Below are 19,757 nucleotides of genomic sequence, written 5' to 3' on the forward strand. Positions count from 1 at the left end.
GAGCGGCGCAGGCGTCCCCCGAGATCCCGGCCTGCCGTGACCGCCAGGATCCAGATAAAAACGCGGAGTTACAAGCCACGATGACCCCCCTCGCCACGCTCGACCCCGACCTCCAGCGCGCCCTCTCCGATCCGGGCTTCACGCCGGGCCGCCGCCACTTCGCCGCCCTGATGGGCCTGCTCGAGACGTCCGGTGAGCCCGCCGAGCTGGCGGAGCGGGCGCTGCGGCGCGCCGGCGCTGCGGCGCTGCCCGCCGCGATCGAGCGCGCCGCCGGCGCGGCGCCGGCGCTGCGCGCGCCGCTCACCCGGCTCGTCGGCAAGCTGATGGCCTCGGGGCCGATCGATCCCGAGGTCTCGGAGCGGGCGCGCGACTACCTGCTCGCCTGCCTCAACGACGACGATCGTCGCACGCGCCGCATGGCGGCGGTGGCGCTCGGCAAGCCGTACGCGGCGGACGCCGGGCGATCGCTCGTCGAGCAGGCGCTCGCCGAGGCGGCGCGCAGCGAGCGCTCGCCCGACGTCCGCCGCGCGCTGATTGAGGCGCTCGGCAAGGTCGGCGGCGGCGCCGCGCTCGACGCGCTGGCCGAGCTCGACGGCGACGACATCGCCGGCGTGCGCGCGCGCGCCGAGCTCCTGGCCAGGAGGACCCTGACGCGCGGCGAGCCGTCCGAGATCGCCGGCGATCGCGCGCCGGAGCGCCCCCTCCGGGTGGCGGTGCGCTGCCGGCGCGGGCTCGAGGCGATCCTCGCCGAGGAGCTCACGGCGCTCGACGCGGGCTCTCCCGGCGGGGCGCTCGTCCCCGAGCTCCGGAGCGATCCATGCGGCGGCACGCGGGTCGAGGTCGTGCTGAGCGGCCGCCTCGACGTCCTGTTCGGGGCGCGCACGATGCTGTCGTTCGCGCTCCCGCTGCCGCTGCGGAAGCTCGACCAGGGCGCCGACCTCGCCGCGGCGGTCGCGGAGCGGCTGCTCTCGCGGGAGGCGCGCGAGATCCTGCGCCGCTTCACCCAGGGCGCGATCCGCTACCGCATCGACTGGGCCGGCGGCGGCAAGCGCCGGGCAGCGGTGTTCCGCGCCGCGGCGGCCGTGGAGGCGGAGGCCCCGGAGCTCGTGAACGATCCGACCCAGAGCACGTGGGACGTGGTCGTCTACGAGGGCGCGGGCCGGGCGCGGGTCGAGCTCGCGCCGCGCCTGCCCGACCCGCGGTTCGCGTACCGCCGGGGCGACGTGCCCGCGGCGTCGCACCCGACGATCGCGGCCGCGCTCGCGCGCATCGCGGGGGCGCGCGGCGACGACGTCGTCTGGGATCCATTCGTCGGCTCGGGCCTGGAGCTCTGCGAGCGCGCCCTGCTCGGACCGTACCGGCGGCTCGTGGGCTCGGATCGCGATCCGCGAGCCCTGCAGATCGCGCGCGAGAACCTCGACGCCGCGGGCGCGCGGGGCGCGGAGCTCCTCCAGCGCGACGCGCTCGGCGCGCCGCCCCCGGGCGAGGCGCCCACGCTGATCCTGACGAACCCGCCCCTCGGCCGGCGCGTCGAGCGCACGGGAGATCTCGACGCCATGCTCGACCGCTTCGTCGAGGGCGCCGCGCACGCGCTCGCGCCGGGCGGCAGGATGGTGTGGATCTCGCCGTTCCCCGAGCGGACCGAGGCGATCGCGCGCCGCTCAGGCCTCCGGCCCGAGGCGCTCCTGCGCGTGGACATGGGCGGCTTCGACGCGCAGATCCAGAGCTTCCACAAGGAGGCGCTCCGGCCGCAAGCGGGCAACGATCGACGCGACGGCCGACGCGGGGACCGGCTCGACCGCCCCCCGGCCGGGCGCGGTGGGCGCGGCCCCCAGCAGGCCGAGCTGCGCGGCGAACAGCATCGCCCCCACCGCCAGGAGCAGCGCCACCACCACCGCGATGATGATCCCGAGCCGCCCCGAGCGGTCAGGCGGCACGTCGGTGATCAGGCCGAAACCGTCGGCCGCGCCGAGGGGCGACGGGGCCGGCGCGGCTGAGCCCTGCGCCGCGCTCTGAGCGGGCGCCGCGCTCTGCTGCGCGGCGACGGCGCTGCGCGGGGCCGGCGAGGCCTGCTGCGATGGGCTGAGCGCGCCGGCGCGGCGGAGCTCGGCCCGAGGAGCGCGCCGCTCCCCGCGTCGGCCCTCGTGGACGACGCGGCCGCGGGCGCCCCGGCGGCTCGTTCGAGCGGCGCCGCGGCGGAGCGACCTGTCGCCGCCGCGTCGGCGAGCGCCAGGGGAGCGCCGAGCGTCGGCGTCGCGTCGACCGGGTGCGGCGCGACCGGCGTCGGTGCCTCCCGCGTCCGCGTGGGGACGTCGTCGTCGTCCTCATCATCGACGCGGTCGTCGACGACCGTGGGCGCATCGAGCGTGGGCTCGTCGAGCATGTCCCCGTCGAGATCGCCGAGGAAAGGCAGCTCGCCGCTCCGTGGCTGAGGTCTCGCGACAGCCTCGGGCTCTGCGTCCGGGCGCTCGCGCCCCGGGAGCGCCGGCGCTGGCGCCCCGACCGCGGGCGCCTCTCGAGGCCTTCCAGCCGGCGGCGCCGCGCCCGGAGCGGGCCGCCCCGCGTCGGGCGCGCGGTACGCGGCGGGCGCCGCTCCTCCGGAGCGCGCGGGCGCTGCGGCCGCTGGCCCAGCAGGCCCGCGGAGGTTCAGGGGCGTCGCCTCCCGCGCGGCCATCCTCGGCTCCGAGCCCTCACGGGCGTCGCCGGACGTCTGGGTCACCGGGACCGCCCCCACGCCCGGGACGCGCGCTCGCGCGACCGGGGCGCGCCCTTGCGTGGCCGGAGCCGGGGCAGGCGCCCTGGGGATCGGGGCGGCGCCCGGCCTGGGAGCCGGCGCGCCGGGCTGCGCCGCCGGGGGCCGCGCGCGCTCGGCCGGGAGGGGCGGCGCCGGTTGACCCGCGGCCGCCGCCGCCGCGCGCTGCGCGATGACCTCGTCGAGCTGGCTCGAGCTGAACGGCGAGACGCGCATCAGCGTGCGCACCTCGTCGTCGTCCTCGTCGTTCGTCGCGTCCTCGTCGTCGAGCGGGAGCAGCGCGCGCACCGCGGGATCGGGGTGCCACTCCTCGAGAGCGCGCCGGAACGCGGCGGCGTTCGTCGTCCGCGCGGAGCGATCGCGCTGGAACGCATCGTCGAGGACCCGCTGGAGATCGTCGTCGCCCACGTCGAAGACGGCGAGCGGTGCCGGCGAGGAGCTCGCGATCCGTTGCCGCGTCTCGGCGTCGCTCCCGCCGCCGAAGGCGCTCGCCCCCGTCAGCACCTCGTAGAGCGTCGCCGCGATGGCCCACACGTCGTCGCCGGCCGAGAGCGTCCCGCCTCCGACGCGCTCGGGCGACTGGTAGGCGATGCGGCTCGGCGTCTGGCGCAGATCGGCCAGGATCGCCTTCGAGGTGCGATCGACCGCGGTCGTGAGCACGCACTCCGGGGAGATGGCGCCGTGCGCGACGCCGAGGGCGTGAAGCGCCTCGATCCGCTTCGCAAGACGAATGGCCCAGCCGACGGCATCGAGCTCGTTCAGCGGGCCATCGCGCAAGATCCGAGTTGCAAGCGTTTCCACTTACGAAGCCAGGGTAGTACCGGTCCGCCGAAGTTTGTACCTGGATCCGCGCGCCGCTCGTCCCCGGGGCGACCGATTCCAGGGTGCGCGCCTCGCCGCGTACGTTCGGGGGCGGCGCCCCTGACGGACGGCGCTGGCGCGCGGATCCCCGGTGCGGGGAGCCGCGCTCGTCATGACCGCTCGCCCCCGGCCGCGTCGGTCGGGACGATGCGGACGCGCCGCACCCGCCGACCGGCGACATCCATCGCGACGAGCGTGTAGCCCTCGCACTCGACGCGCTCGCCCGCCTCGGGTGGGTGCTCGAGCCGGCCGAGCATGTAGCCGCCGACCGTCTCGACGGTCTTCACCTCGGGCAGCAGCACGATGTGCGCGTCGCGCTCCAGGTCCGTCAGCAGGACGCGGCCGTCGACGTCGACGATGCCGCCGCCGCGGCGGTGGATGGGCGGCACCTCCTCGTCGTTCTCGTCGCGGATCTCGCCGACGATCTCCTCGATGAGGTCCTCCATCGTCACGAGCCCCATGAACTCGCCCGAGGCCGACGTGATGATCGCCACGGGCACCTGGCGCGCCTGCATCTCGAGGCGGAGGCGCTCGACCGAGGTGTTCTCGCGCGCGAAGATCGGCTTTCGGAGCAGCTCGGCGACGCGCGCCGCGCGGCGGCGGTGGCTCAGGACGTCGAACAGGTCGCGCAGGTGCAGGTAGCCGAGCACGTTCTTGCCCTGCTCGTCGAGCACCGGGTACCGGGAGTACCCGGCGTCGGCCACGATCCGCACCGCCTCGTCGATCGTCATGTTCGCGCGCAGGGTCGCCGCGTCGGAGCGGAGCGACATCACGTGCCTCGCCGTGCGCCGGCGCAGGTCGAAGATGCGCACGAGCATGCTGCGCAGCGCGGGATCGAGCCCCGCAGGGCTCTTGGTCAAGAGCAGCCGGAGCTCCTCCGACGTGTGCGCGATCTCCTCCTCGCCCACCGGCCGGAGCCCGAAGAGCCGGACGAACCCGTTCGCCATCGAGTTGAGCACCCAGATGACCGGCCACATCAGGACGAAGAACCCGTGCAGCGGCCGCGCCGCCCAGAGCGTAACCTTCTCCGTCCGCTGGATCGCGAGCGACTTGGGCGCGAGCTCCCCGATCACGGTGTGGAGCGACGTGATCAGGATGAACGCGATGCCGACGGAGATGGCGTGCGCGCCGACCCCCGACCAGGCGTCGAGCGGGGCGAGCAACGGCTCGATGAGCTGGGCGATGGCCGGCTCGCCGATCCAGCCGAGCCCGAGGGACGCGAGCGTGATGCCCAGCTGGTTGGCGGACAGGTACGCGTCGAGCCGCTGCGACATCTGGAGCGCGAGCCGGGCCCGCGCGTCCCCCTCGCGCACGAGCTGCTCCAGCCGCGTCGGCCGCATCTTGACGATGGCGAACTCGGACGCGACGAAGAACGCGTTGAGGAGCACCAGGAGCGCGGTGCCCAGGAGATAGACGAACGTCATGCCGATCGACGTCCTCCCCCGGGCGCGCCCGCCGCCCCGCGCCTCCTCGGCGACGAGCCGCGGCTAGATCCTCGCACGTTCGAGGATCTTGCTTCGCAGGTCCGGGTCGTCGTTCCTGAGTCCATCGACGAGAGCATCGGCCGGGGAGTTCCCCTTGGCGATGAGCGCGCTGAGCCGATCGAGGTGGACGCGCTCGTCCTTGCCGTTCTTGTTCAGGCGCGCGCGCCGCTCGAGGCCGCCCGAGGCGATCGAGACGAGCCGCTCGGCCAGCGCCGCGAGCGGCTTGCCGCGGAACGTGGCGCGGAGCGCGCGCTCGGCGATCTGCGGGCGCACGGCCTCGAGCTCGTCGAACCTGAAGCTCTCGGACAGGGCGTCGGCCTCGTCGAGCGCGCGCGCGTCGTAGAGGATGCCTGCCCAGAGCGCCGGGAGCGCACAGACGAGGTTGGCCGGCAGCGAGTCTGCGCCGCGGACCTCGATGGTCCGCTTCAGCCTGACCTCCGGGAAGAGGGTGTTGAGGTGCATCTCCCAGTCGCCGCGGGTGGCCCGGTGCCCCTCGAAGCCGTGCTCCAGGAAGTCGCGGAAGGTCTGCCCCGTGTTCTCGATCACCGCGCTGTCGCGCTTGATGAGGAACATCGGCGCATCGACCGCCCACGCGACGTAGTCCGAGAAGCGGCGCCCGCGCTCGAGCACGTTGCGGATCAGCCCCTGCCGCGCGGCGTCGACGTCGAGCCAGACCTTGGCGCGGTAGCTCCGCCCGCCGAACAGCGCCCCCTCGTAGAACGGGGAGTTCGCGAAGATCGCCGTCACGAGCGGGGAGAGCCGGAGCGACACGCGGAGCGCGCGCATCGCCGCCTCCTCGCTGGCGTAGTCGAAGTTCGCCTGCACGGTGGCGGTGCGGCGCATCATGTCGAGGCCGTGCGCGCCGCGCGTCGGCAGGTAGCGCCGCATGATCGCGTAGCGCGCCTTGGGCACCCAGGAGAGCTCGGCTTGCGACGCGAAGGGGTGGAACCCGATGCCGAGCCAGGCCAGCTTGAGCTCGGCGGAGATGTCCCGCAGCTCCGCGAGGTGCCCGCTCATCTCCATGCAGATCTGGTGGATGTTCTCGAGGGGCGCTCCGGACAGCTCGAGCTGCCCGCCTGGCTCGAGGGTCACCGAGGCGCCAGCCCGGGCGAGCGCGATCAGCGGACCGCCGGGGACCTCGTTCTCGGGCGCCCAGCCGTGCCGCTCGACGAGCGCCTGGAGCACGGTGAGGATGCTCCGCTCGCCCTCGTACGGAAGGGCAGCGCCCGTCCTGGCGTCGACCCCGAACTTCTCCGCCTCGGCGCCGATCCGGTGAAGGGCTTCGGGCTTCGTGGCTTCGTGGAAGGGAAACAGCAGATCGTCAAACGTCTCCAACGGTTGAGACTTCGACTCACTCCCGTGGCTTGCATCGGCCATCATCACGTTTCCGGTTGGGTTTCGTTCTCGCTTAGAGCGCGCGCCTGAGCAGGGGCGCGCGCTGCGCTGTACGGAGCATCTTCGCGAGCGCGCCGAGGTGCGCCAGCGTTGTCCCCGTTCCTCCCCCGAGCATTCGCGCGCCCGCCTCGATGAGCCGCGCCGCTGACGCCGCCCACGCATCGCAGATCTCGGCGGGCGCGATGCGATCGGCCCCGTCCGCCTGCGCAGGTTCGGCGCCGAGCAGCACGCCGACCTGAACCTCGTGCGCGACGCCCTCGAGGCGCCGGAGCACGTTGAGCCCGAGCTCGACCGACGCCACCTCGAAGAGCAGCGCGTCCGCGCCGCTGTCGAGGGCCGACCGGGCGACCTCCTCGAACCCCTCGCCATCGGCGGTGCGCCCTGCGCCGTCGAGCTCCACGAGCGCCCACGTCGCCAGCTGCGTCGTGTTGGCGCTGACGACCGCCGCGCGGCGCGCGAGCCGCGCGACCGTGGGGCCCACGCACGCTGCCTGGGCTGGATCGAAGCCGCACGCGACGAGGATCTCACAGCCTGCCGCCGCCAGCCTGGCCGCATGGACGGCGTAATCCTCCGCGATCCGGTCGGCCATGGGTGCGGCGGCAGTGTGGCCCAGGATACCGGCCACCGCCACGCGGCGCGCGGCCGCGCCCGCCGCCTCCGTCGCGAGCTCGACCGCGGTTCCGGTCAGCGCGGCGGCGCGGAACGCCATGCCGATCGGCGCCAGAGCGCGCGTCGTCGTGGCGGACGTGAGCGCCCGGACGACGTCGATCCCCAGCGCGATCTCCTGCTCGTGCAGCTCAGCGATCGCTCGAGGCGACTCGCGGAGCAGCCGGCCGAGGGCGGTGGTGGAGGAGACCGCTGTGCCTCGTCCACGGAGCGACGCGAGCGGATCGCCGCCGATGATGAGCGGACGACCCACGGGAGGCCGAGAGGTGGAGGCCTCGAGCGCATTCACGTCCTTCGCTGCTTTCCAGGGCTCCTCTACCACCGGTCTATAAGGGGAAACTAGCCCAAGACGGCCCTTCCGCGTCGCGAAATGGTGCAGGCCAGCGGGCTGGAGCACAGCGTTCCACGCAGCGCAGTCGGGGGCAACCTGACGGACGCGCACCGGCGCTGGGCGCGGCGCCGGGGAGGAACGGGGGATCGGCCGTCATGAGGGGCTCCGCGTTGCCAAGGGTCCTCATGTGGCCGGGAGGCTCCGGCCCCCTACCCCTCGGCCCCGGCGCGCGACGAACTTCCGGTCGAAGAGCCGCACCCGGCGGACGAACAGATCGAGCAGGAAGACGACCATCGCGGCGTAGATGAACTGCTGCCAGAGCTCCTCGTGGAACGTCACCTTTTCCCCTGCCGGGTCGAAGATGGCCGCCACGCCGTTCGGATCGACCGCCCCGCCGGTCGACGTCGCGGCCTTCTCGAGGATGGCGAGCTCGGGCTCGAAGCTCGCGTACTCGCGGGGGTACGGGTTCGAGACGTGGCCGTAGCTGACGGCGACGGGCCGGAGCGAGCCGTCCTCGGCCTCGCGCAGGTGCTCCGCCCGCAAGAGGAACGAGCCGTACCGATCCAGCGCAAGCGCCGTCTCGTAGCGCCCCGGCGCGGTCTGACGCATGTCGACGACCCGCGTCGCGCCGCCCGGCTCGGGCCCGATGAGGGTGAGCCGGGAGGTCAGGTTGTTCTCGAACCGATCGTCGGCCCCGAACGCGTCGACGGACGCGCGCAGCTCTCCGTCGACGATCTCGGCCTTCATGTCGAGCTCGCGCCGGTGCTTCTGGCGCATGTGCTCGTGGACGAGCTGCCCCCAGAACTTCTCGAAGCCTGGCCACCTCAGCCACTCGACGGCCCAGCGCGCCTTGACGTCGCTCGTCCAGGCCAGCGTCCACCCGAGGCCGACGCGCCAGCGCGCGAGGATCGGCTCCTCGCTGTCGCTCGTGAGCAGCTCCTGGGCCGGCGGCGGCTTCAGCTTGGTCGAGACGTAGCCGTGCAGGTTGGGCGCCGTGCGGACGTCGACGCCCCGGAGGAACGCCGCGTCGCCGACCTGGGTCACCGGGAACCACTCCTCGACGGCGGCGGCGCGCGCGACCATCTCGGTCTCCTTGGTGAAGATCCGCGGCAGGTTGTTCGGATCAGGGACCGCGTGGAAGCGCCCCCCGCCCACGTCGGCGATCATCTTGAGCAGCTGCTCGTCGAGGTCGTTCCCGAGCCCCACGGTGGTCACGGTGATCGACTCGGCGATCATGGCGGACACGAGGTCCCGGATGCCGCCCGTCGACGCCTTGCCGTCCGTGAGGAGGATGACGTGCTTCTTGCGCGCCTGCGTGACGGTCATGTCCTGGTAGGCGGCGTCGAGCGCGGAGAAGATCTCGGTCCCGCCGCCCGGTTGGATGCGCGCGATCTCGCCCGCGATCCGCGAGCGGTTGCGCGCGGGCTGCATCTTCACGTAGCGGGTCGGCGCCGAGTCGAACGCGATCACCTCGATCAGATCGTCCGACGACAGGACCCCGGCGGTCGCCTTCGCCGCGGCCTTGGCCATCTCGAGGGGCAGCCCGGTCATCGATCCCGAGCGATCCATGACGAGCGCCATCGCGACGCTCGGCATGTCCTTCTTTCGCTCGTTGTCCATCCGGACCGGCAGGATCCGCTCGATGGTGGTGCGGTACCAGCCGCCGAGGCCGTACCCCGACTCGCCGCCGGCGAAGAGGAACCCCCCGCCGAGATCCCGCACGTAGCTCTCGATGATCTCCTGCCCCTGCAGGCTGAGCGCTTCCTTCGGGGTATCGGACACGATCAGGAAGTCGTAGCGCTCCATCTCCTTGAGGGAGCCGGGGAAGCCAGCCGGCGGCCTGACGTCGACGTCGAGCTGCTGCGCGGTGAGCGCGCTCGAGAGCGGGCCGGCGTGCTGCGGCGTCCCCTCGACGTAGAGCACCGACGGGCGCCCAGGCACGTCGATGGTGGTCGCGTACCGGTTGTTCTCCTTGAACTTGTCGTCCGCGATCTGGTCGAGCTCGAGCGCGTAGGTCACCTGCCCCGCGATGCGCACGACGCTCTTGAACACGACGTCGTTCGGCCCCGCCTTGAGCTCGAGATCCCGGATGCCCTCGAGGCCGTTCAGCGCCTCCCCCTGGAAGAGCCGCGCGCGCGCCTTGGTGGCGCGGCTTGCGTAGATGTCGGCGTGGATCTCGAACGTCTCCCCGACCTTGACCCGGTCGGGCATCCTCAGCTCCCGCACCGCGACCTCGGGCGGCGCGGGCCGCCGGTACGGGATGGAGAACAGCCGCACCCCGACGTCGCGCGCCCGGTTGGCCTCGGCGAGCACGTCGCCGTCCGTCTGCACGCCGTCCGACATCAGCACGGCGCGCTTGAGGTAGCCGGGCGGATACAGCCCGTAGGCGAGCTGTAGCGCGGCCTGGAGGTTCGAGCCTGCGCCGAGATCGCCGCGCTGTCCGTTCGCGTCGAGGTGGCGGCCGATGAGCGGCGCGCGCCGCTCCGCCTCGCGACCGGCCGCCTCGCCGGCCGCGCGCTCGACGAGCCGCGGCCGCCGCGCGAAGGTGATCACCTTGATGACGCCGTCCTCGGGCTTCTCGGCGAACGCCTTGTCGAGCGTCGCGCGCGCGTCGTCGAGCGCCTCGTCGGTGACCGACTCGGAGACGTCGATGAGGTAGATGGTGGCGACCTTCTCCGTGGTCGCGGACCTCGCGAGCCGCGACAGCCCGAGCGCGATCAGCGCGACGAACGCGACCCGCAGCAGCACCGAGAGCACGCGCTGCGGCAGGGGGAGGTCGGCGAGGGATCCCGCGAGGACACCGACGAACCAGGGCGCGAGCAGGATCGCGCCGAGCATCTTCGGGTTGAGGAGCTCGTACTTCACCCCCTCGCGCACCCACGTCAGCGTCGGATCCGGGTGCAGGAGGACATACCTCCGGTACGCCCAGAACAGGATCCCGCCGAGCGCGACGCATGTGATGGCCCACGCGACGATGCGCAGCCTGCGACCACGGAACGCGCTCACACCGTCACCCTCCTGTGGTACGTGAACCACTCGATCGCGGTCACGACGAGCACCGCCGCGAGCAGGTAGACCCAGAGCTCACGGCGAACGCCGATCTTGAACTCGCTCACCGCGCCGGCGCCGCGGCCGTCGACCTTGAGCTCGACGGCCGGGGCGATCGCGCTCTCCTCCGGCGCCGAGAGGTTCGCGGCGAACATGCTCTCCTCCTGCGCGCCCGCCGCGCCGACGCGCAGCGTGTAGAAGCCGGCGTGCTGCCCGAGGAACACGGCGCGCCCTTCCTGGATGGGGACCGTGCGCGTCGTCCCGTCGGGCTGCTCCAGGCTGGCCACCTCCGCGGACGAGGACGCCGGGATGTGCCAGACGGAGCCCGTGCGGAACGAGGAGATGTAGCTCGTGTCCTCCTCGACGAAGTTGTTGATCGCGTTGAGCAGGAAGAGCGGCCAGGCGATGCGGAGGGGGAAATCGCTCTCGCGAACGTCGAAGCCGAGCGCCACGAATTTCACGCCGCTGCGCCGCCCCTCGATCAGCAGCGGGCCCTTGTAGCTCCGGCCGACGACCCTGTCTTCCTTGTTGCCCTTGAGCACGTGGGCGCGCGCGACGTTCACGTCGCTGAGCGCCGTGTAGCGCAGGAGCGGGTGCTTCGCGTCGAGCTCGTCGAAGCCCAGGCGGTAGTTCGGGTCGTCGTCGAGGACCTCCTTGCCCACCTCGAACGGGACGCTGGTCCCGGTCGGGTTGAGGTAGAGCAGGCTCCCGCTCCCCGGCGCGACGCTCGGCGCCACGCCATCGAAGATGGTCACGTCGAACGAGGCGGCCGCCGGGTACCGCTGCGGATCGACGAAGGTCACGTCGAGGTACTCGTCGAGGAGCAGCGCCGCCTCGAGGAACATGTTCCCCGCGGAGACGACCTGGACGCGCGCGCGGCGCCGCTCGGGGAGCAGCGCGTAGGCGCGGTTGTCCGCGGGGAGGTCGTCCGAGCCGCCGTCGGCCAGCGAAAGCTTCGCCTCGAGCGTCTTCGAGGCGCCGGAGAGGTTCGGGTAGAAGCGGGGCAGCTTCTCCTTGGGCTTGAGCCGGATGCGCGTCAGATCCGTGAGCTGGCCGTCGCCGAGCAGCGACAGCTCGAGATCGAGGGGCTCGTCGCTCGTGTTGGTGACCTCGAGCATCACCTCGTAGCGGCTCTTGTCGAGCGGGTAACGCCGCACCGAGAACTCGGTGATGGCGGCGTTCCTCGATCCCTTGCCGATCGGCAGGTACGAGAGCTTGATGTCGCCGAGGCGCACCTGTCCGCCGGCGTCGGTCGGCTCGCCGAGCGCGCCGTCGCTCACGACGATGACCTCCGGCGACGGGAGCCCGCTCAGGGTGTCGCTCGCGAAGCGGAGCGCGCGCGCGAAGTCGGCGGTGGCGTCGGTCGGCCTCACCGCCGCGACGGCCGCCTCGAGCTCCGCGATCTCTCCGGTGAGCGTCGACAGGGGCGTGATGGCCGCGTCCATCTGGGCCAGCAGCATGCGGTCGCTGCCGGAGAGGCCGCGGACCATCTTCTTGACCTCTTCCTTCGCGAGCTCGAGGCGCGAGGGCGCGACGTCGATGGCCTGCATGCTCGCGCTCGCGTCGATGAGGACGACGATGTTGCGCCCCTCGACGAGGTTCGCCTGCGGGCGCGGATCCCCCAGCGCGAGCAGGAGCAGCGCGAGGAGCGCGAGCTGCAGCAGCAGCGACAGGAGCCGCTTCAGCTGCGAGAACAGGCTCGTCGCCTCCTTGTCCCGGAGGATGCGCTCCCAGATCCTCGAGAAGGGGACCGCGACCGGCCGCCGGCGCAGCTTGAGGATGTAGAAGACGACGACCACGGCCCCGGCGAGGGCGCCGATCTGGAGCAGTGTCTGCAGCGGAACGCCGGTGAAGTGCAGCATCGCTACCGGAGGAAGCCGCCTCGGCGAAACACGCGAAGGATCAGCTCATCGAAGGGGACGGACACGTCCGCGCGGAAGTAGCTCACCTGCCGCGACGTGCAGAAGCGGCGGATCTCGTCGAGGTACTGCTCGTAGGCCTCGGCGTAGCGCTCGAGCACCTTGGGGGTCACCGTGACCTCGCGCTCGTCGCCGGTCTCGCAGTCGTAGACGCGCACGTCCCCGCGCAGCGCAGGCCGGGCCTCGCGCGCGTCGACGACGTGGAGCACGAACGGCTCGAACCGGTTGTACCGGAGGACGTTGATGCCGCGCTCGAAGCCCGCCGGATCATAGAGATCGCTGAGGATCACAGCGAGGCCGCGCCGCTTGTGCTGCGCCACGAAGGTCTTCATCGCCTCGCCGAGGTCGGTCGGGCCCTCGGCGCGCGCCTGCCCGAGGAAGCGGAAGATCCTGAAGATGCGCGCCTTGCCCCGGGTCGACTGCATGCGCCCGCTGATCTCGTCGGTCGCGGTGACGATCGCGATGCGGTCGAGGTTGGCGAGCCCCACGTACGCCAGCGCCGCGGCGAGGCGCTTTGCGTGCCGCAGCTTCTCGCCGTCGCCGAACGCCATCGACGCCGAGGTGTCGACGATGAAGTAGATCGAGAGGTCTTCCTCCTCCTCGTAGAGCCGGATGAGGAGCCGGTCGAAGCGCTGGTACGCGGCCCAGTCGAGGTACCGGAAATCGTCGCCGGGCGCGTAGTCGCGGTGGTCGGCGAACTCGACCCCTGAGCCGGTCTTCTTGGTTCGCCGCTCCGCGCGCATCGCCCCCGAGAAGACGCGGCGGCTCACCATCGCGAGGTAGTCGAGCTTGCGCTGGAACTCGTCGTCGAAGAGCTCCTCGTCGGGGGCGCCCGCGGAGAGCGCGGAGAAGCGGCGCAGCGGCGCGGCGGCCCTCTTGAACGCGTCGAAGAGCCCCATGCTACCTTCGACGGCGCCTCATTTGCTCTCCGGAAGGTGCTTGAGGATCGCCTGCAGCACCTCGTCGGTCTTCACGCCCTCGGCCTCGCCCTCGAAGTTGAGCAGCACGCGGTGCCGGAGGGCGGGCAGCGCGCACGCGCGCACGTCGTCGACCGACGCAGCGAACCGCCCCTCGAAGAGCGCGCGGATCTTCGCGGCGAGCAGCAGCGCCTGCGCCCCGCGCGGCGATCCGCCGAACTTCACGAACCGCTTCACTTCGTCGAGGCTGCCTCCCTCGGCGGGGTGGGTGGCCTGGAGCAGCCGCACCGCATAGTCCTGGACGTGCTTCGCCACCGGCACCTCGCGGACGAGCCGCTGCATGGCGATGATCCGCTCCTTGTTCAGGACCGGCCGCACCTCGATCGCGTCGGTGCCGGTCGTCCGCTCGAGGATCGAGTTCAGCTCGTCGCGGCTGGGGAACGGCACGTGCAGCTTGAAGAAGAACCGATCGAGCTGCGCCTCCGGCAGCGGGTACGTCCCCTCGCTCTCGAGGGGGTTCTGCGTCGCCAGGACGAAGAACGGCTCTTCCAGCGTGTAGCTCTGCCGCGAGACCGTGACGCGGTGCTCCTGCATGGCCTCGAGGAGCGCGCTCTGCGTCTTCGGCGTGGCCCGGTTGATCTCGTCGGCGAGCACGATGTTCGCGAAGATCGGCCCCTTGCGGAACGAGAACGACCGCTGCCCGCCCGCGTTCTCATCGATGACCGTGGTGCCGATGATGTCCGCGGGCATCATGTCGGGCGTGAACTGGATGCGCGAGAACTGGAGCTCGAGCGCCTCGGCCATGGTGCGGACGAGCATCGTCTTGCCGAGCCCCGGCACGCCCTCGAGCAGCGCGTGCGAGCCCGCGAGCATGCACGTGAGCACGCCGTCGACCACCTCGCGGTTGCCGACGATGACCTTCCCCACCTCCTCGCGCAGCTCTCCGATGCTCGCGCGGAACTCGTCCACCTCGGCCCGCGCTGCTTCCTTCGTCTTCTCGGCCATGACTTCCTGCTTCGCGCCCGCTGTCGCGGGGCGCCTGGTGAGGCGCGGTCGCGTTCGAGCCGCCGGCTCGACTCACTCGCGCGGCCTGATGAGCTGGAAATACCGGTTCACGTAGAACCGGTATCCATCAGGGATCTGATCCTTGTTGATCTGCTGCTCTGCGACCGTGTGATAGTCGGTGAAGACCTTCTTGTAGCCGGTCCCCTTGAAGCCCCGCTCGGCGGCGCTGAGGATCACCTCGCTGTTCGAGGGCCCTTGCTGCGTGTCGAGCCCCTGCGCCTGGACGTCCTGGGTCCCCATCTTCGGGTCGGTGCGCTTGCCCGCGATCTCGCCGCCACGGCCGGAGCCGACGCCGTCGCCCCCGGGCTGGTTGCCGCCGTTGCTGTTGCCCTGGCCGCTCCCGGCCCCCTCCTGCCCCTGCCCCTGCCCGCCGCCGGGCATCAGGATCTTCTTGCCGCCTGGCCCGATCACCAGCTCCTGCCCCTGGCCTTGCCCGCCCTTGCCCTGACCGCCCTGGCCTTGCTGGCCCTGCTGCCCTTCCTGCTCGCCGTCGCCCTGCCCCTGTTGGCCCTGCCCCTGCTGCTCGTCGCCGCTGCCCTGGCTGCCGCGCGCGCGCTTTCCGAAGCGGAGCATCCTGGCCATCCGCTGCTTGCCCCCCTGCCCTTGCTGGCGCACGAGCTCCCGGAGCTCCTCGAGCCGCTGGCGCAGCTCTTCCTTCTCCTGCTCGGACATCTCCTCCTGCTGCATCCGGTTGATGTCCTCGGCCGCCTGCTCGAGATCGTCCGCTGACATCCCGAGGTCGCGCATCAGATCTTCCGCGGCCTTGGCGAGCTCGCGGTCGAGCCGGTCGAGCTGGCGCCCGGTCCGCTCCTTCTGCTCGGCCTCGCGGTCGAGCCGCTCCAGCTCGCGCTCCTTCTTCTTGAGCAGCCTCTCCTGCTCGGATCGCTCCTGCTCGTTCGCGGGGGCCTTCTGCTTCTGCTTGAGGAGCTGCTCGCGCGCCTCTGCGCGCTTCTCGTTGATCGCGGCGAGGGCCTCCTTGCGGCGCGACGCCGCCTCGGAGAGCGCCTTGCGCAGCCGCTCGATCTCGGCCTTGTCGAACTTCTGCTTCTTGTCGCGGAGCTTCTCGGCGAGCTCCTTCAGGTCCTTCTTCGCCTTCTCGAGGTCCTTCTTCTCGAGGGACTCCCCAACGCCCTTCGCCAGGTCGCTCTTCTTGAGGTCGACCCCCGTCTCCTTCAGCGCCTCATCGAGCGCCTTCAGGTCGGCCTCGGCGCCCTTGAGGAGCTCGCGCTCGAGCGCCTCCATGCGGCGGAACGCCTCGGTGCGATCGAGGCGCTTGTTCGCGATGTCCTCGATGAGCTGGTTGAACCGCTCGACCGCGGACTTCATCTCCGGGCTCTGGTCCTGCCGATCGAGCGCCTTCGCCGCGTCCTTGAAGAGCTCGAGGTCGTCGGGCGACATGGTCAGCGCGTCGATGGTCGCCGCGACGGGCGCCTGCTTCCGCGGGGTGCGCACCTCCAGCAGCGCCACCGCGAGCACGCCGAGGCCCACCGCGGCGGAGGTCCAGAGCTCGCGAGGGACGGCGAGCGGCGCGGCGCCGGCGGGGCGCAGCCCTGCGGCGTGCTCGCAGGCGTCGTCGATCGCCGCCTCCATCAGGGGGGTGCGCTGCGCTGCGGGCAGCGCCTCGAAGGCGAGGGCGATCGTCAGCCGGTCGTGGAGGCCGTGGTGCCGATCGAGGGCGATGGTGCCGGCGCGCGGAGGCAAGCGTCGCAGCATCGCCACGACGAGGGTGGCCAGCACGAGCAGCCCCGCGCCGAGGAGGAGCTGGCGGGCGCGCGGCTCGCCGAGGTACGCCGGGAGCGCCTTGTGCACCGCGAGCGTCCCGGCAGCGAGCGCGAGCGCGAGGGTCAGCGCGCTCGGCAGCGCACGCAGCGCGCGCCCGAACCGGAGCCTCAGCTCAACCACGAGCGCGGCGCTGCGAATGCGGTCCAGTTGCTTCGTGCGAGAGTCGCTCACGGTGCTCAGCGCTCCGGGCGCCCCCCGCGGGGGCCCTCGAAGGGGAAACGTCGCAGCATTGTACCTGCTGACGGGTCAGGCGCCCGAAAGTTCCTGGGAGGCTCCTCGCGACGTGCGACGTACGTAGAGGCTGCGCGCGACGTACGAGGCAATGACGCGCGGCGAGCCCTGATGATTCCCGTGCAGGGCAGCTGCGCTCAGCGTGCTGCCGGCATGGATGCGTGCTGCCGGCGGTGGGTGGGGGTCCTCCCTCCGAGCGCCGATCGGACGGTTCCTCTGCACCCGGCTCGGCGGCGGCATGCGTACGTTGCGTGGGAACGAGGGGTCGGGCCGCTGCGCACGGCGCCCGCCTCGGATTGGATCACTTCATCGACTTCTTCTTGGGCGCTGCCTTGGCGGCAGGCTTCTTCGCCGCAGCAGGCTTCTTCGCCGCGGCCGGCGTAGCAGCCGGCTTCTTCGCCGCCTTGGCTGCCGGCTTCTTCGTCGCGGTCGGCTTCTTCGCCGCCTTGGCTGCCGGCTTCTTCGTCGCGGTCGGTTTCTTCGCCGCCTTGGCTGCCGGCTTCTTCGCCGCCTTGGCTGCCGGTTTCTTCGTCGCGGCCGGCTTCTTCGCCGCCTTGGCGGCCGGCTTCTTCGTCGCGGCCGACCGCTTCGCAGCAGCCCTGCTCGCCACGGCACTGTTTGCCGCCGACTTCTTCGCCCCCGTCGCCCGTTCTCTGGAGGACGGCTGCGCAGCGGCCTCACGCTCCTCGCCGACCGCGCTCGCCTGGGCCTTGGCGCCGTTCGCATCAGGCACCTGCTTCGCATAACGGGCGAGCGTCTCGCGCACCCGCGCGTCCAGATCCGAGAAATCGAACGGCTTGTTCAACCACGCGTCTGCGGCGAAGAGCGGCGAGGTCATCTCGTTCAGGTTCTCGCCGATCCCGGTGAGCATGATGACGCCGGTGCTCGCGAACGGCCGTCCGTCGGACGTGTCGCTCTTCAGCCGCTTGCAGATCTCCCAGCCGCTCATGCCGGGCATCATCACGTCCAGGATCACCAGATCCGGCCGGTGCTCACGCGCGAGCTCCCAGGCAGCATCCCCCTCGGAGGCCTCGATCACAGAGAAACCCAGGTTCCTCAGGTGACGCGCAACGAGGCTCAACATCGCCGGTTCGTCTTCGGCCACCAGCACACGGGGCGGCATCATGCTCGCGGAAGGCATCGTGGATGCGGATGAGAGTACGTGCGCGCGAACCGGTCAAGAGAGAACGAGACCGCGCTGCCGCAGCCAGCGCTCTTCGCCGTTCGCCGTCCTCCCGAGCGACCCGAGCGCCAGGGAGGATGCGCTCACGCGGCGCGCGCGAGCGCGATCTTTTCCGTCTGCCCCGCCGCATAGAAGCGTCGCAGCGCGGCGAGTAGCTCGGCATGACGCCCATGGCGGGCAAACTCGGCCTCGAGTCGGCCCGCGAACCGCGCGGCCAGATCGTTCGCGATCCGGTAGCGATCGCCGGTCTCCGTGCCCGGTGGATCCATGAAGGTGACCCGCTCGAAGAGATGGGCGCGGATCCGCGCGGCGCGCTCGGGCTCGAAGCGCCCCGCCCCCGATGGGGCCGCCTCGTGGCGGCGCCGGAGCGGCGGGCCTGGCGGCTCGACCTCGTCCGCCAGATCGCCGTGGACAAGCAGCACGTATTTGTCGACCTCGGCCTGGAGCTCGAGCTCGAGCTGGGTCGCCGGCAGCTCCCTGCGGGCTCGCTCGGCCACGTAGAGGAAGTGGCTCACGCCCTCGACGATCTGGCAGATCTCGTCCAGCGTCCCCTCTCGCCCCCGCGTGATCGCCCGGCGGGGCAGGTGCAGCGCGACCTCGATATCCCCGCCATCTTCGCCGGCGTGCCGGATCAGCAGCGCTTCGCGGGCGCTGCCGTCCGTCAGCCGGATGAAATCGTCGACCACGGGCGCGTCATCGAGCGCATAGGTGCGCGCCAGGTGCTGCTGGATCCGGGCCGGGAACGTCGCCCCCCGCATCAGTTGAGCCCGCCCGCACCACGGCCCGGCACGAGCCCTCGTGCCCCGAGCTCATCCGCGAGTCGGCTCGAGCCCGTACGAACCCAGCGCTCGTACAGCCGGAGCACCGAGCGCTCGTCCCGAGCCCCCGACGCGAGCGTACCGTCGGCCACATCGTTCAGGACGCTCACGAACCGCTCGAATTTCTCGGCCATCTCCGAAAGAACATCCGGCCCCTGGCCGACGCGCGCATTGAGGCGAAGCATAGCGGCCGCATGGTGGTAAGCGGTCGACCCGACCCCGACCACGTAGCCGCGATCGACCCCCTTGACCTCGATGTGGCCGCCGAAGAAGCCGACCACATAGAGGACGCTGTCTCCGAGGTTACGCAGCCGCTGGAAACGCTCGGCTCCGGAGGCTTCCAGCGCATCGCGCAGAAGAAAGGTCAGGGGCTGGTTGAAGGCAGACTCGGCATGCTCGTCCGGGTGAGCAAAGGCACAGAGCAGACCGACGAGGTAACTCGACGCCGCCTCGGTAGCAGCGACGTTCCGAACTCGGAGCGCCTCGTCCACAACCTCCTGGAAATAGCGGGTCATGCTCGGGGAGAGAGAGATCGCTTGGCTCACAGCGGCACCTCACTTGTGCGGGTGCCCTGGATACCGACGTAACCCGGGCCACCGCGCGCTCAGGTCAACCAGACACGTCCCGGCGGCCTCCCTCGGGTTGGAGACCGTGAGGGCATCGCGTCACTGTGCTGCCGCAGCTTTGCCCTCATAAGCGCATTTTAGCCGAGGGGCTCCGCCGAGCCCAGCCTTGCGCCACGCACCTTCCCCTGCGATCTCCAGGACTTACAGCCACCTCTGCGCCTGGCTGCCAACGCGCAAAGTGCCGGCCTGGGGCCACTCTTGACACCCTCCAGGGGGTGGCTATCTTCGGCGCGCTCGCTAGCACTCGCCATAGGTGAGTGCTAGCAAAGTGCCCAGACTGCAATCGTATGGGACCTTGCGGCTGCTCAGGCGGGCCGGCTGGGTCTTGCCGTTCGTGGGACGCGGCGCTCGTCCCCGGAGGATTTGCAAAGATGAAGATTCGACCGCTCCAGGACCGCGTGATCGTTCAGCGCGTGAAGGAAGAAGAGAAGACCAAGGGAGGTCTCTACATTCCGGACACCGCGAAAGAGAAGCCGATCGAGGGGACCGTCGTCGCCGTCGGCAACGGCAAGGTCGCCGAGGACGGTACCGTGCGGAAGCTCGACGTCAAGGAGGGCGACCGCGTCCTCTTCGGCAAGTACTCGGGCACCGAGGTCAAGATCGACGGCGAAGAGCACCTCATCCTCCGCGAGGACGACATCCTCGGCGTGATCGAGAAGTGACGCGGGCGACAGAAGGA

Annotated in this window: 14 protein-coding genes; 2 read left to right on the top strand and 12 right to left on the bottom strand. The window is 71.5% G+C overall.

All coding sequences use genetic code 11. The annotated features are described in order from the left end of the window. Positions 1-80 precede the first annotated feature (80 nt). A complete protein-coding gene (locus POL72_RS09990) occupies positions 81-1,997 on the top strand; it encodes a HEAT repeat domain-containing protein (RefSeq protein WP_272094826.1) in 1,917 nt (638 codons plus the stop codon). On the opposite strand, the gene POL72_RS09995 is transcribed toward POL72_RS09990, so the two are convergent. The 12 genes from POL72_RS09995 to POL72_RS10050 form a co-directional block, all read right to left on the bottom strand. Continuing rightward, complete coding sequence (locus POL72_RS09995; RefSeq protein ID WP_272094827.1) at positions 1,946-3,529, bottom strand: protein kinase family protein; 1,584 nt, start codon at positions 3,527-3,529, stop codon at positions 1,946-1,948. The genes POL72_RS09990 and POL72_RS09995 overlap by 52 nt on opposite strands. Positions 3,530-3,723: 194 nt before the next feature. Further along, positions 3,724-5,037 carry a hemolysin family protein gene (locus POL72_RS10000; protein ID WP_272094828.1) on the bottom strand — a complete coding sequence of 438 codons (1,314 nt, stop codon included), beginning with the start codon at positions 5,035-5,037 and terminating at the stop codon, positions 3,724-3,726. A 63-nt stretch (positions 5,038-5,100) separates the two neighbouring features. Beyond that, positions 5,101-6,432: a glutamate--cysteine ligase gene (locus POL72_RS10005; protein ID WP_272094829.1), complete on the bottom strand. Its 1,332-nt coding sequence runs from the start codon at positions 6,430-6,432 to the stop codon at positions 5,101-5,103. Positions 6,433-6,505: 73 nt separating this feature from the next. Further along, positions 6,506-7,447, bottom strand: a complete 942-nt coding sequence (locus POL72_RS10010) for a homocysteine S-methyltransferase family protein (protein ID WP_272094830.1) — start codon at positions 7,445-7,447, stop codon at positions 6,506-6,508. A 225-nt stretch (positions 7,448-7,672) separates the two neighbouring features. Further along, positions 7,673-10,495, bottom strand: a complete 2,823-nt coding sequence (locus tag POL72_RS10015) for a VWA domain-containing protein (protein ID WP_272094832.1) — start codon at positions 10,493-10,495, stop codon at positions 7,673-7,675. Next, positions 10,492-12,399: a VWA domain-containing protein gene (locus POL72_RS10020; RefSeq protein ID WP_272094833.1), complete on the bottom strand. Its 1,908-nt coding sequence runs from the start codon at positions 12,397-12,399 to the stop codon at positions 10,492-10,494. The genes POL72_RS10015 and POL72_RS10020 overlap by 4 nt, the downstream gene beginning before the upstream one ends. A gap of 2 nt (positions 12,400-12,401) precedes the next feature. Further along, a complete protein-coding gene (locus POL72_RS10025) occupies positions 12,402-13,355 on the bottom strand; it encodes a DUF58 domain-containing protein (protein ID WP_272094834.1) in 954 nt (317 codons plus the stop codon). Between the two features lie 18 nt (positions 13,356-13,373). Continuing rightward, a complete protein-coding gene (locus POL72_RS10030; RefSeq protein WP_012238534.1) occupies positions 13,374-14,378 on the bottom strand; it encodes an AAA family ATPase in 1,005 nt (334 codons plus the stop codon). A gap of 72 nt (positions 14,379-14,450) precedes the next feature. Beyond that, on the bottom strand, positions 14,451-16,391 hold the full coding sequence (locus tag POL72_RS10035) for a DUF8809 domain-containing protein (RefSeq protein ID WP_272094835.1): 1,941 nt from the start codon (positions 16,389-16,391) through the stop codon (positions 14,451-14,453). A gap of 361 nt (positions 16,392-16,752) precedes the next feature. Beyond that, on the bottom strand, positions 16,753-17,577 hold the full coding sequence (locus tag POL72_RS10040; protein WP_272094836.1) for a response regulator transcription factor: 825 nt from the start codon (positions 17,575-17,577) through the stop codon (positions 16,753-16,755). Between the two features lie 140 nt (positions 17,578-17,717). After that, positions 17,718-18,392 (bottom strand): hypothetical protein, encoded by a 675-nt coding sequence (locus POL72_RS10045; RefSeq protein WP_272094837.1) that lies wholly within the window; start codon positions 18,390-18,392, stop codon positions 17,718-17,720. Next, positions 18,392-18,997 carry a hypothetical protein gene (locus POL72_RS10050; protein ID WP_272094838.1) on the bottom strand — a complete coding sequence of 202 codons (606 nt, stop codon included), beginning with the start codon at positions 18,995-18,997 and terminating at the stop codon, positions 18,392-18,394. Before POL72_RS10050 ends, POL72_RS10045 begins: the two co-directional genes overlap by 1 nt. A 452-nt stretch (positions 18,998-19,449) precedes the next feature. On the opposite strand from POL72_RS10050, the gene groES reads away from it, so the two are divergent. Then, positions 19,450-19,740 carry a co-chaperone GroES gene (gene groES / locus POL72_RS10055; protein ID WP_012238539.1) on the top strand — a complete coding sequence of 97 codons (291 nt, stop codon included), beginning with the start codon at positions 19,450-19,452 and terminating at the stop codon, positions 19,738-19,740. The last annotated feature ends 17 nt before the right edge of the window (positions 19,741-19,757 follow it).

Origin of the sequence: Sorangium aterium (genome assembly GCF_028368935.1) — a bacterium.
GTDB lineage: Bacteria > Myxococcota_A > Polyangia > Polyangiales > Polyangiaceae > Sorangium > Sorangium atrum.